The sequence below is a fragment of the Streptomyces sp. NRRL S-1022 genome (assembly GCF_000720135.1).
Classification (GTDB): domain Bacteria; phylum Actinomycetota; class Actinomycetes; order Streptomycetales; family Streptomycetaceae; genus Streptomyces.
This window is the reverse complement of record NZ_JOIU01000036.1, coordinates 30316-42525: the sequence shown is the minus strand read 5'-3', so window position 1 is coordinate 42525 and position 12210 is coordinate 30316. Positions and strand designations below refer to the sequence as shown.

The window sequence follows — 12210 nt, the reverse complement described above, 5'->3', positions numbered from 1 at the left end:
ACATGACACCCTGAACGGGTGAGTCCACTTCCCTCCTCCCTTCCGCGCAACCCCGTCGGCGGCCATGTGCCGGTGGCCGGCGGCCTGCACTCCGTGGGGCTGTCGTACGCCCGTGACCTGAAGGCGGAGACCGTGCAGGTCTTCGTCGCCAACCCGCGCGGCTGGGCCACTCCGCCCGGCAATCCGCGGCAGGACGAGGCGTTCCGCGCGGCGTGCGCCGAGGAGGCGGTCCCGGCGTACGTGCACGCGCCGTACCTGATCAACTTCGGCTCGCACACCGAGGCGACGGTGGAGCGGTCGGTGGAGTCGCTGCGGCACTCGCTGCGGCGCGGGCGGGAGATCGGCGCGCTGGGCGTGGTCGTGCACACCGGCAGCGCGACCGGCGGCCGGGCCCGGGACGTGGCGCTGAAGCAGGTGCGTCAGCACATGCTGCCGCTGCTGGACGAGCTGACCCACGACGACGACCCGTTCCTGCTGCTGGAGTCGACCGCCGGGCAGGGCGCCTCGCTGTGCTCGCGGACCTGGGACTTCGGGCCGTACTTCGAGGCGCTGGACGCCCATCCGAAGCTGGGCGTGTGCCTGGACACCTGCCACGTCTTCGCCGCCGGGCACGACCTGACCGGGCCGAGCGGCATGCACCAGACCCTGGACCTGCTGGTGGACACCGTGGGCGAGGGGCGGCTGAAGCTGATCCACGCGAACGACTCGCAGGACGTGGTGGGCGCGCACAAGGACCGGCACGCGAACATCGGCGCCGGTCACATCGGCGAGGACCCGTTCCGGGCGCTGATGACCCACCCCGCGACCGAGGGCGTCCCGCTGGTCATCGAGACGCCCGGCGGCAAGGAGGGGCACGCGGCGGACGTGGAGCGGCTGAAGAAACTGCGCGACGCATAACCCTGTGGGAATACCCCTGGGGGGTATACGGTTCCTGTCCGGTGCAGGAGCCGTCATCCGACATGGGGGTACACGTCATGCAGCACGAGGCACACACGGAACACGTCCACCACGACGCACACCACGCACACCACGCCGGTCACGCGGGCGGGGCCGGCTGGGCAACGGCCGCACAGGCCACCCTGCACTGCCTCACCGGCTGCGCCATCGGCGAGGTGCTCGGCATGGTCGTCGGCACGGCGCTGGGCTGGGGCAACCTGGCGACCACCCTGCTCGCGATCGTGCTGGCCTTCTTCTTCGGCTACTCGCTCACCCTGCGCGGGATCCTGCGGGCCGGCGTCGGCTTCCGTGCGGCCTTCCGGGTGGCACTGGCCGCGGACACGCTGTCCATCGCCGTGATGGAGCTGATCGACAACGGGGTGATCGTGGTCTGGCCGGCCGCGCGGGACGCCATGCTGGACGACGCGCTGTTCTGGATCTCGCTCGCGGTCTCGCTCGTGATCGCCTTCGTGGTGACCACCCCGGTCAACAAGTGGATGATCGGCCGGGGCAAGGGGCACGCGGTGGTGCACCGGTACCACCACTGACGCGCCGGGCCGGGAGTCAGAGCTCGGGGCCGTCCCCGGGCTGCTCCTGGTAGGAGTAGCGCTGCTCCTTCCAGGGGTCGCCGATGTTGTGGTAGCCGCGCTCCTCCCAGAAGCCGCGGCGGTCGGCGGTCATGTACTCCACGCCCCGGACCCACTTCGGGCCCTTCCAGGCGTACAGGTGGGGCACGACGAGGCGGACCGGGAAGCCGTGCTCGGCGGTGAGCAGCTCGCCGTCCTTGTGGGTGGCGAAGAGGGTGCGGTCGGAGGCGAAGTCCGACAGGCGCAGGTTCGAGCTGAAGCCGTACTCCGCCCAGACCATCACATGGGTGACGTCCGGCGCCGGCGGGGCCAGGTCGAGGATGGCGCGGGCCGGGATGCCGCCCCACTCGGCGCCGACCATGCTGAACTTCGTCACGCAGTGCAGATCGGCCACCACGGTGGTGTACGGCAGGGCCGTGAACTCCTCGTGGTCCCAGGTGCGCTTGTCCCCGTCGGCGGTGGCGCCGAAGACCCGGAACTCCCAGCGTTCGGGCCGGAACTTCGGGACCGGACCGTAGTGCGTGACCGGCCAGCCCCGCTGGAGCCGCTGACCCGGCGGAAGCTCGGACCCGGTCGCTGCCCCAGACTCTCGCTCCACCGGATGACCCATGTATCCATCCTGACAGACCTCGGGCGGTGCCCTTGACCACCTTCCCCGGAATCGGACAAGAAGCATCAAGTCAGCACGAACTTACTAAGTACGCACTTACTGGACGATCTTCGCCGCCGGTGCAATCATGCCGCCGCACCCTCTCCCGTATCCCGTGTGGAAGGAGCCGCTGCGATGCAGGGCGACCCCGAGGTCATCGAGTTCCTCAACGAGCAGCTGACCGGCGAGCTGACGGCGATCAACCAGTACTTCCTGCACGCGAAGATGCAGGAGAACTTCGGCTGGTACAAGCTCGCCAAGTACACGCGGCACGAGTCGTTCGACGAGATGAAGCACGCCGAGGTGCTCACCGACCGGATCCTGTTCCTGGAGGGGCTGCCCAACTACCAGCGGCTGTTCCACGTGCGGGTGGGGCAGACGGTGCGGGAGATGTTCGAGGCCGACCGGCAGATCGAGGTGGAGGCGATCGACCGGCTCAAGCGGGGCGTCAAGGTGATGCGAGAGAAGGGGGACATCACGTCCGCCAACGTCTTCGAGGACATCCTCGCCGACGAGGAGCACCACATCGACTACCTCGACACCCAGCTGGAGCTGCTGGAGAAGCTCGGCGAGGCGCTCTACCTCGCCCAGCTGATCGAGCAGCCGGAGAGCAGCTGAGCCCTAGGCCGCCCTGGGGACGTCCGTGGGGATCTCCGCCAGTGCCGGCCTGCCCTGGTCGGCCAGCTCACGGCGCGGGCAGGCGCCCCGGCCGAGGATGGCCTGGATCCGGCGGACGCACGAGCCGCAGTCCGTGCCCGCCTTGCAGGCGGAGGCGATCTGGCGGGGGGTGCAGGCGCCCTGGTCCGCGTGCCGCTTCACCTGGTCCTCGGTGATGCCGAAGCAGCTGCACACGTACACGCGGATTCACCTCCCGACGGGATCGCTGTCTCTACTGCCGTCCCGTTCCCGGTGAGGCAAACCTAACCTAACCCATGCCGTGGGGACCGCAAAAGGGAAAGAGGCGCGGATCCGGTGTGATCCGCGCCCCTTCCGGTGCTCAGCGGCCGCTCACTGGTCCCGGTACATCTCCGCGACGAGGAACGCCAGGTCCAGCGACTGGCTGCGGTTCAGCCGCGGGTCGCAGGCCGTCTCGTAGCGCTGGTGCAGGTCGTCGACGAAGATCTCGTCGCCGCCGCCCACGCACTCGGTGACGTCGTCGCCGGTCAGCTCCACGTGGATACCGCCCGGGTGCGTGCCGAGCGCCTTGTGCACCTCGAAGAAGCCCTTGACCTCGTCCAGCACGTCGTCGAAGCGGCGGGTCTTGTGCCCGGAGGCCGCCTCGAAGGTGTTGCCGTGCATCGGGTCGGTCACCCAGGCCACCGTGGCACCGGATGCCGTGACCTTCTCGACCAGCTCGGGGAGCTTGTCGCGGATCTTGCCGGCGCCCATGCGGACGATGAAGGTCAGCCGGCCCGGCTCCCGCTCGGGGTCGAGGCGGTCGATGTACCGCAGCGCCTCCTCGGCCGTGGTGTTCGGGCCGAGCTTGATGCCGATCGGGTTGCGGATCTGCGAGGCGAACTCGATGTGCGCGTGGTCCAGCTGCCGGGTGCGCTCACCGATCCACACCATGTGCGCCGAGACGTCGTACAGCTTGCCGGTGCGGGAGTCGACCCGGGTCAGGGCGGACTCGTAGTCCAGCAGCAGCGCCTCGTGCGAGGAGAAGAACTCGACGGTCTTGAACTCCTCCGGGTCGGTGCCGCAGGCCCGCATGAAGTTCAGCGCGTTGTCGATCTCCCGGGCGAGCTGCTCGTAGCGCTGGCCCGACGGCGAGGTGCGCACGAAGTCCTGGTTCCAGGCGTGCACCTGGCGCAGGTCCGCGTAACCGCCGGTGGTGAAGGCGCGCACCAGGTTCAGCGTGGACGCCGACGCGTGGTACATGCGCTTCAGCCGCTCGGGGTCCGGGATGCGGCTGGCCTCGGTGAAGTCGAAGCCGTTGACGGAGTCGCCCCGGTACACCGGGAGCGTCACGCCGTCACGGGTCTCCAACGGCTTGGAGCGGGGCTTGGAGTACTGCCCGGCGATCCGGCCGACCTTCACCACGGGCACGGAGGCCGCGTAGGTCAGGACGGCGCCCATCTGGAGCAGCGTCTTCAGCTTGTTGCGGATGTGGTCGGCGGACACCGCGTCGAAGGCCTCGGCGCAGTCGCCGCCCTGGAGGAGGAACGCCTCTCCCTTGGCGACGGCCGCCATCCGGGCGCGCAGCTGGTCGCACTCGCCCGCGAAGACGAGCGGCGGATACGACTCAAGGTCCGCGATCACTGCGCGCAGAGCCTCGGTGTCGGGGTACTCGGGCTGCTGCGCCGCGGGCAGGTTTCGCCAGGTGTTGCCAGCGCTCGGGCTGGTCTTAGCGTTCACGGTCACGAACTCAACACTACGGGGTGCTGTCGCGCCTTCCCGTCGGTGCTCAGGTAATGAGACACGGCATACAGAGTGCGGACATACGGAGCGCGGGCATGCGGTAGGGTTCCCCGCATGTTCGCGCCGTCGATCCAGAACTGGTGGTGGACCGCTTCTCCGGCGGCCCACTGATCGCGCGTACCACCGACATCGCGAAGGCCGCCCGAGGGGCGGCCTTCGGCGTTTCCCGGGGCCGTTCCTCCTCACCGAGTCACCGACGGAAGAGGAACCATGGACCTGGCACAGCTGCTGCACGACCCCCGCCCCTTCGCCCTGCTGCGCCGCCGCGCCCCGGGCCGCGACGAGCACCCGGTGGAGGTGCTGCTCGGCCCGGTGACCGGCCGGGACCGGCTGGCCGACCTGCCCGACGAGGGGCTCGCCCTGGTTCCGTTCCGGCAGCTGCGCGAGCGGGGCTTCGACGTCCGCGACGACGGCACCCCGCTGCTGGTGCTGACCCCCGAGGAGTCGTACGAGATCCCGCTCGCCGACGCGCTCTCCCAGCTGCCGGCGCACGAGGTGCGGGTCGAGGGCGGGGGCTTCGACGTCGGCGACGAGGAGTACGGCGAGATCGTCGGGCGGGTGCTGCGCGAGGAGATCGGCCGGGGCGAGGGCGCGAACTTCGTGATCCGGCGCACGTACCAGGGCACGGTCCCCGGCTTCGGACGGGCGGACGCGCTCGCGCTGTTCCGGCGGCTGCTGGCGGACGAGCGGGGCGCGTACTGGACGTTCGTGGTGCACACCGGGGAGCGCACGCTGGTCGGGGCGAGCCCGGAGGTGCACGTCCGGATGAGCGGCGGGACCGTGGTGATGAACCCGATCAGCGGCACGTACCGCTATCCCGCCGAGGGCCCCACGCCGGAGCAGCTGCTCGGCTTCCTCGCCGACGGCAAGGAGACCGAGGAGCTGTCGATGGTGGTCGACGAGGAGCTGAAGATGATGTGCACCGTCGGCGACATGGGCGGGATCGTGGTCGGCCCGCGGCTGAAGGAGATGGCGCACCTCGCGCACACCGAGTACGAGCTGCGCGGGAAGTCCTCCCTGGACGTGCGGGAGGTGCTGAGGGAGACGATGTTCGCGGCGACCGTCACCGGGTCGCCGGTGCAGAACGCCTGCCGGGTGATCGAACGGTACGAGCCCCTCGGGCCGGACGGCGTCGGGCGCGGCTACTACGCCGGTGCGCTGGCGCTGCTCGGCCGGGACCCCGGGGGCGCGCAGACCCTGGACTCCCCCATCCTGATCCGCACCGCCGACATCGGTGCCGACGGCCGGCTGCGGGTGCCCGTCGGGGCGACGCTGGTGCGCGGCTCCGACCCGGCCGGCGAGGTCGCGGAGACCCACGCGAAGGCGGCGGGCGTGCTGGCCGCCCTCGGGGTGGGGCCGGCCCGGCCGCGGCGGGAGCGGGAGCTGCCCCGGCTGGCCGACGACCCGCGGGTGCGGGCCGCGCTGGACGGGCGCCGGGCCGGGCTCGCGCCGTTCTGGCTGCGGATGCAGGAGCGGTCCGACGCCCTGGCGGGCCACGCCCTCGTCGTGGACGGCGAGGACACCTTCACCGCGATGCTGGCGCACGTCCTGCGCTCGGGCGGGCTCGACGTGACCGTCCGGCGCCACGACGAGCCCGGGCTGCGGGAGGCGGTCCTCGCCCACCGGGGGCCGGTCGTCCTGGGGCCCGGTCCCGGTGACCCCCGCGACCTCGCCGACCCCAGGATGCGGTTCCTGCGCGGCCTCGCCGCCGAGGTGGTGCGCACCCATCGGCACGGTGTGCTGGGCGTCTGCCTCGGGCACGAGTTGATCGCGGCGGAGCTGGGCCTGGAGATCGTGCGCAAGGAGGTGCCTCACCAGGGGGCGCAGACCCGGATCGACCTGTTCGGGCGGGACGAGACCGTCGGTTTCTACAACAGCTTCGTGGCGCGCTGCGACGAGGACGCGGCCCGCGAGCTGGCCGCGCACGGGGTGGAGCTGAGCCGGGCGGGGAACGGTGAGGTGCACGCGCTGCGCGGCCCCGGTTTCGCGGGCGTGCAGTTCCACCCCGAGTCGGTGCTGACGCTGAACGGGGCCGCGGTCGTACGGGAGCTGATCGGTCAGCTGCGCCGCACGACCGTGTAGCCGCCGAAGGGCCGCCGTCAGCCGAAGAACACCCCGGCCTCCTCGTACAGCTTCGGGTCCACCGTCTTCAGCCTGGCGGTGGCCTCGGAGAGCGGGACGCGGACGATGTCGGTGCCGCGCAGGGCGACCATCGTGCCGAAGTCGCCGTCGTGGACGCTGTCGACGGCGTGCAGGCCGAAGCGGGTGGCGAGCCAGCGGTCGAAGGCGCTGGGGGTGCCGCCGCGCTGGATGTGACCGAGGACGGTGGTGCGGGCCTCCTTGCCGGTGCGCTTCTCGATCTCCTTGGCCAGCCACTCGCCGACCCCGGAGAGCCGGACGTGTCCGAAGGAGTCCAGCGACTGGTCCTTGAGCACCATGTCGCCGTCCTTCGGCATGGCGCCCTCGGCGACGACCACGATCGGCGCGTACGACGCCCGGAAGCGGGAGGTGATCCAGGCGCACACCTGGTCGAGGTCGAAGCGCTGCTCGGGGATGAGGATGACGTTGGCACCGCCGGCGAGGCCCGAGTGGAGGGCGATCCAGCCGGCGTGCCGGCCCATCACCTCGCAGACGAGCACCCGCATGTGGGACTCGGCGGTGGTGTGCAGCCGGTCGATGGCCTCGGTGGCGATGCCGACCGCGGTGTCGAAGCCGAAGGTGTAGTCGGTGGCGGACAGGTCGTTGTCGATCGTCTTGGGCACGCCGACGCACGGCACGCCGTACTCGTCGGACAGGCGGGCGGCGACGCCCAGGGTGTCCTCGCCGCCGATCGTGACGAGGGCGTCGATCTCCTGCTTGGCCAGGTTCTCCTTGATACGGCGGACACCGCCCTCCACCTTGAGGGGGTTGGTGCGCGAGGAGCCGAGGACGGTGCCGCCGCGGGGCAGGATGCCGCGCACCGCGGCGATGTCGAGCCGCACGGTGTCGCCTTCGAGAGGTCCGCGCCAGCCGTCCCGGAAGCCGACGAAGTCGTAGCCGTACTCCTGTACGCCCTTGCGCACGATGGCCCGGATGACGGCGTTGAGCCCGGGGCAGTCGCCGCCTCCGGTCAGTACTCCGACCCGCATGGAATTGTCCCTTCACCGCGGTTTCCTGACAGACAGTCACGCTAGTGGTGATCCGTGTCACATCGGGAGAGGCGGGAAGGGTGATTCGGGCGCGTTTACTCCTCGTCGAGCCCGCGCTCGATCGCATACCGCACGAGCTCCACCCTGTTGTGCAGTTGCAGCTTGCCGAGGGTGTTCTGGACGTGGTTCTGGACCGTGCGGTGGGAGATGACGAGGCGTTCGGCGATCTGCTTGTAGCTCAGGCCCTTCGCCACCAGCCGCAGCACCTCGGTCTCCCGGTCCGTCAGCCGGGGCGCGCCCGGCTCGCCGGCGTCCGGGGCGGGCACCGGCTCGGCGGCCAGCCGCCGGTACTCGCCGAGGACCAGTCCGGCGAGCCCCGGCGTGAACACCGGGTCGCCCACGGCGGTACGGCGGACCGCGTCCAGCAGTTCCTCGGTGGAGGCCGACTTCAGCAGGTAGCCGGTCGCGCCGGACTTCACGGCCTCCAGCACGTCCGCGTGCTCACCGCTCGCCGAGAGGACCAGGACCCGCAACGCCGGGTTGTGGCCCACGAGTTCCTTGCACACCTGGACGCCGGGCTTGGCGGGCAGGTTGAGGTCGAGCACCAGGACGTCCGGGGCGGCGGCCCGGGCGCGGCGGACCGCCTGCTCGCCGTCGCCGGCGGTGGCGACCACCTCGAAGCCGGACTCGGCCAGGTCACGGGCGACCGCGTCACGCCACATCGGGTGGTCGTCCACCACCATGACCCGGATCGGGTCCTGCTGCTGTGTCATCGCTGCTCCGCCTTCTTCCCCCGCGCCCGCACGGCGCCCTTCGGTACCTTCAGTTCGACTTCCGTGCCCTGCCCGGGCACCGAGACGATCTCGGCGCTGCCGCCGAGGTCGCGCAGCCGGCCGCGGATCGACAGGGCCACTCCGAGCCGGCCCTCCCCCTCGGCCTGCGCGAGCCGGCCCTCGGGAATGCCGGGGCCGTCGTCCCGGACGGTGACGACGATCTCCTCCGGCTCGTCCTCCACCAGGATCCAGGCCCGGGCCTCGGCCCCCGCGTGCAGGCGCACGTTGTCCAGGGCGGCCCCGGCCGCGTCGGCCACCTCGCGGGCCGCGGCCGGCGGCAGCAGCACGGGGGCGCCGGGCTCGGCGAGGCTGACCCGGGCGCCGGCGTGGCGGGCGAGCAGGGAGCGCAGGTCGACCGGGCCCGCCGGGTCGTCCTCGTCCGGCTCCTCCACCGCGCGGACGACGGCACCGGCCGCCAGGTCCTCCGAGACCCGGGACACCGGGACCAGACCGCCCGACACCAGCGTGCGCAGGGCCACCTCCTGATCCCCGGCCAGCCGGCCCAGCTCGGCCGCCTCGCCGCCGAGGGCCGCGCCCCGGCGCTTCACCATCGCCAGCACCTGCAGCACGCTGTCGTGGATGTCCCGGGCCAGCCGCTCGCGTTCCCGGGTCGCGGCCTCGATCTCCAGGGCGCGGGCGAGGGTGCGCTCGGAGGCGCGGGCCACCTCCACGACGTAGCCGATCGCGATGGAGGCCACCCAGACGAGGATCACGTTGTGCACGGTGTCCCGGGCGGGGTGGCCGCGCTCGACCAGGTTGACGGCGGCCACGGCCGTGGAGGCGGCGGCCGCCCAGCGCCAGCCGCCCTTGATGGCGAAGGTCAGCACCGCGCCCGCGGTCCATATCGAGGGCAGGGTGGGGCCGCCGCCCGCGATCCGCTCGTGGCTGTCGGCGACCGGGGTGAGCAGGATGCCGGCGAGGGCGACGGTGAGGTCGGCGGCCAGGAAACGCCGGGTGCAGGCGGCCGCGGTGGCCAGCTTGGGCAGGGTGGCGAGGGTCCACACGAACAGGAAGGCGTAGTAGGCGACGGCGACCCAGGGCCGGACGAAGTGGTCGTACGCGGTGGCGCACAGGCCGATGGCGTACAGCATGGTCAGGACGCGGTAGCCGGCGAGCGCGCGCCACAGCGGCAGCTCGACCGACATCCGCATGACGCGCTCGCGCTTGGGCATGTCCCCCGGTCCCCCCGGCTCCCCCTTGTGCCCCCGTCTAGGACTCGTCCTGCTTCTTCCCGGCCTTCTGGGCCTTCTCGGCTTCCCTGGCCGCCTTCGCCGCCTCGGCTATCTGCCGTTTGGCGGCGGTGGCGTACATGTCGACGTACTCCTGGCCGGAGAGCTTCATGATCTCGTACATGACCTCGTCGGTCACGGCGCGCAGCACGAACCGGTCGTGTTCCATGCCCTGGTAGCGGCTGAAGTCCAGGGGCTTGCCGATGCGGATGCCGGGCCGCATCAGCTTCGGCACCACCTTGCCGGGCGGCTGGATCTTCTCCGTGTCGATCATGGCGACCGGGATGACCGGCGCGCCGGTGGCGAGGGCCACGCGCGCGAGGCCGCCGGGCTTGCCCCGGTACAGCCGGCCGTCCGGCGAGCGGGTGCCCTCCGGGTAGATGCCGAACAGCTCGCCGCTCTCCAGCACCTCTATGCCGCTGCGGATCGCGGCCTCGCCGGCACCGCGCGCGCCGGAGCGGTCCACCGGGAGCTGGCCGACCCCCTTGAAGAAGGCGGCGGTGAGCCGGCCCTTCACGCCCGGGGTGGTGAAGTACTCGGCCTTGGCGATGAACGTGACCTTGCGGTCCAGCACCGCCGGCAGGAAGAACGAGTCCGAGAAGGACAGGTGGTTACTGGCCAGGATGGCCGGGCCCGTGGCCGGAACGTTCTCCAGGCCCTCCACCCAAGGCCTGAAGGCGACCTTCAGCGGCCCTCCGATGGCGACCTTCATCGTGCCGTACAACACCCGTGTGCCTCCTGGTTTCCGTCTCAGAGACCTTAACCCGGGGGACCGTCAATGAGCCCGACGACCCTGGTCGGTGTCAGTGCGGTCGCGTACGGTGAAGCACATGCCAGTTCTCCCCGGAGCCGAGCCGTACCGCCACCAGGGCGGGGAGGTGGGGGTTCTCCTCTGCCACGGCTTCACCGGCTCGCCCCAGTCGCTGCGTCCCTGGGCGGAACACCACGCGGCGCACGGCCTGACCGTGTCCCTGCCGCTGCTGCCCGGCCACGGCACCCGCTGGGAGGACATGCAGCTCACGACCTGGCAGGACTGGTACGCGGAGGTGGACCGCGAGCTGCGCCTGCTCGCCGAGCGCTGCTCCCGGGTCTTCGTCGCGGGCCTGTCGATGGGCGGCGCGCTGGCCCTCCGGCTCGCGGCCCGGCACGGCGAGCGGGTCGCGGGCGCGGTGGTCGTCAACCCGGCGAACCGGGTGCACGGCCTGTCCGCGTACGCCCTCCCGGTCGCCCGGCACCTGGTGCGCACGACCCGGGGCATCGCCAGCGACATCGCGAAGGAGGGCGCGGCCGAGCTGGGCTACGACCGGGTGCCGCTGCACGCGGCGCACTCGCTGCGGGTGTTCCTGCGCCGGCTGGACGGCGAGCTGCCCCAGGTCACCCAGCCGTTGCTGCTGCTGCGCAGCGCCCGTGACCATGTGGTGCCGGCGGCCGACTCGGCGCGGGTGCTGAGCCGGGTGTCGTCCACGGACATCACGGAGGTCGTGCTGGAACACAGCTACCACGTGGCGACGTTGGACAAGGATGCGGACCGGGTCTTCGAGGAGAGCCTCGCCTTCATCGGCCGGCTCGCACCCGATGTCGGCAAGGAAGGGACGGCCGCAGTTGGCTGAGCACGACTCCGACCGCGAGGACCGTGAGGACCGCGAGGGCCGTGAGGGCCTCGACGGTCACGAGGTCCGCGAGCCGGACAAGCAGGAGGTGCCGTTCGACGAGGACGCCGCCTGGCGGGCCATCGTCGCCGGGTACGGCGAGGAGCCGCCGGACCCGCCGGGCACCCGGCCGTTCAAGCCGGTGGAGGACCTGGCGCTGCTGGAGAGGCAGCTGGCGAAGGAGCCGGTGACGGAACCGGCGAAGGAACCGGTGCCGGAGCCGGACGGCGACGCCGGGGGCGACGCGGAGGACTCCGCGGGCCGGCCGGCCGCCCGGCCCCTCGGCGGTTCCGTCTCCTTCGCGCCCGGCGTCGGCCCGCGCGACTACGCGGTGGCCGAGCCGTCCGACGACGACTTCACCGAGGACGACGAGGGCCACTTCGTACCGCCCGAGCCGCCGCCGCTGCCGACCGCGGACACCACCGCCCGGTTCGCCTGGCTCGGGGTGGTCGGCGGTCCCGTCCTGCTCCTGCTGGCGGTGCTGCTCGGCTGGGAGATGACCTGGTGGCTGGCGACCGCCGGCATCGGCGGCTTCCTGGGCGGCTTCGTGACGCTGGTGGCGCGGATGCGGACGGACGACGAGGAGGACGACGACCCGGGGCGCGGAGCGGTGGTCTGACACCGGACGGGAGCGGCGGGCCGGCGTCCTGGACTCAGTACAGGACGCGGCCTGGTGACCTGTCGTGTGCCCATGCCGCGCGACACGCTCACGCTGGAGCGGGCCCTGCTCGCCGGCCTGCGCCCCGAGAACGCCTGACGCCCGGACCGGACGCCGCCCGCC

At 71.9% G+C, this 12210-nt stretch carries 14 protein-coding genes; 7 read left to right on the top strand and 7 right to left on the bottom strand.

Annotated elements, in window-relative coordinates:
• Positions 1-18: 18 nt before the first annotated feature.
• Both IG05_RS0136790 and IG05_RS0136785 read left to right on the top strand, forming a co-directional pair.
• On the top strand, positions 19-897 hold the full coding sequence (locus IG05_RS0136790) for a deoxyribonuclease IV (RefSeq protein ID WP_078894758.1): 879 nt from the start codon (positions 19-21) through the stop codon (positions 895-897).
• A gap of 77 nt (positions 898-974) precedes the next feature.
• Complete coding sequence (locus tag IG05_RS0136785) at positions 975-1484, top strand: DUF4396 domain-containing protein (protein WP_030348454.1); 510 nt, start codon at positions 975-977, stop codon at positions 1482-1484.
• Between the two features lie 16 nt (positions 1485-1500).
• Here IG05_RS0136785 and IG05_RS0136780 read toward each other — a convergent pair whose 3' ends face one another.
• Positions 1501-2133, bottom strand: coding sequence for a sulfite oxidase-like oxidoreductase (locus IG05_RS0136780; protein ID WP_030348453.1), 633 nt, complete (start codon positions 2131-2133; stop codon positions 1501-1503).
• Positions 2134-2307: 174 nt separating this feature from the next.
• On the opposite strand from IG05_RS0136780, the gene bfr reads away from it, so the two are divergent.
• The gene (gene bfr / locus IG05_RS0136775; protein ID WP_030348452.1) at positions 2308-2790 is read left to right on the top strand and encodes a bacterioferritin; all 483 of its coding nucleotides are present in this window, start codon (positions 2308-2310) and stop codon (positions 2788-2790) included.
• A 3-nt stretch (positions 2791-2793) separates the two neighbouring features.
• Here bfr and IG05_RS0136770 read toward each other — a convergent pair whose 3' ends face one another.
• Positions 2794-3030 (bottom strand): (2Fe-2S)-binding protein, encoded by a 237-nt coding sequence (locus tag IG05_RS0136770; protein WP_030348451.1) that lies wholly within the window; start codon positions 3028-3030, stop codon positions 2794-2796.
• Between the two features lie 150 nt (positions 3031-3180).
• Positions 3181-4533, bottom strand: coding sequence for a class II 3-deoxy-7-phosphoheptulonate synthase (locus tag IG05_RS0136765; RefSeq protein ID WP_030348450.1), 1353 nt, complete (start codon positions 4531-4533; stop codon positions 3181-3183).
• A gap of 111 nt (positions 4534-4644) precedes the next feature.
• Here IG05_RS0136765 and IG05_RS50765 point away from each other — a divergent pair, with 111 nt between their 5' ends.
• Together IG05_RS50765 and IG05_RS0136760 are read left to right on the top strand one after the other, a co-directional pair.
• Positions 4645-4701 (top strand): trp operon leader peptide, encoded by a 57-nt coding sequence (locus tag IG05_RS50765; protein WP_079060191.1) that lies wholly within the window; start codon positions 4645-4647, stop codon positions 4699-4701.
• A 99-nt stretch (positions 4702-4800) separates the two neighbouring features.
• Entirely contained in the window at positions 4801-6672 is a 1872-nt protein-coding gene (locus IG05_RS0136760; RefSeq protein ID WP_030348449.1) for an anthranilate synthase family protein, read from the top strand.
• 17 nt (positions 6673-6689) lie between these two features.
• On the opposite strand, the gene IG05_RS0136755 is transcribed toward IG05_RS0136760, so the two are convergent.
• The 4 genes from IG05_RS0136755 to IG05_RS0136740 all read right to left on the bottom strand — a co-directional run bounded on the left by IG05_RS0136755 (position 6690) and on the right by IG05_RS0136740 (position 10504).
• Complete coding sequence (locus IG05_RS0136755; RefSeq protein WP_030348448.1) at positions 6690-7718, bottom strand: 6-phosphofructokinase; 1029 nt, start codon at positions 7716-7718, stop codon at positions 6690-6692.
• Between the two features lie 95 nt (positions 7719-7813).
• Entirely contained in the window at positions 7814-8491 is a 678-nt protein-coding gene (locus IG05_RS0136750; RefSeq protein ID WP_030348447.1) for a response regulator, read from the bottom strand.
• Positions 8488-9723, bottom strand: coding sequence for a MacS family sensor histidine kinase (macS, locus tag IG05_RS0136745; RefSeq protein ID WP_030348446.1), 1236 nt, complete (start codon positions 9721-9723; stop codon positions 8488-8490). The genes IG05_RS0136750 and macS overlap by 4 nt, the downstream gene beginning before the upstream one ends.
• Positions 9724-9760: 37 nt before the next feature.
• The gene (locus IG05_RS0136740) at positions 9761-10504 is read right to left on the bottom strand and encodes a lysophospholipid acyltransferase family protein (RefSeq protein WP_037815434.1); all 744 of its coding nucleotides are present in this window, start codon (positions 10502-10504) and stop codon (positions 9761-9763) included.
• Between the two features lie 106 nt (positions 10505-10610).
• On the opposite strand from IG05_RS0136740, the gene IG05_RS0136735 reads away from it, so the two are divergent.
• Together IG05_RS0136735 and IG05_RS0136730 are read left to right on the top strand one after the other, a co-directional pair.
• Positions 10611-11390, top strand: a complete 780-nt coding sequence (locus IG05_RS0136735; RefSeq protein ID WP_030348444.1) for an alpha/beta hydrolase — start codon at positions 10611-10613, stop codon at positions 11388-11390.
• On the top strand, positions 11383-12048 hold the full coding sequence (locus tag IG05_RS0136730) for a hypothetical protein (RefSeq protein WP_030348443.1): 666 nt from the start codon (positions 11383-11385) through the stop codon (positions 12046-12048). Before IG05_RS0136735 ends, IG05_RS0136730 begins: the two co-directional genes overlap by 8 nt.
• Positions 12049-12210: the final 162 nt, after the last annotated feature.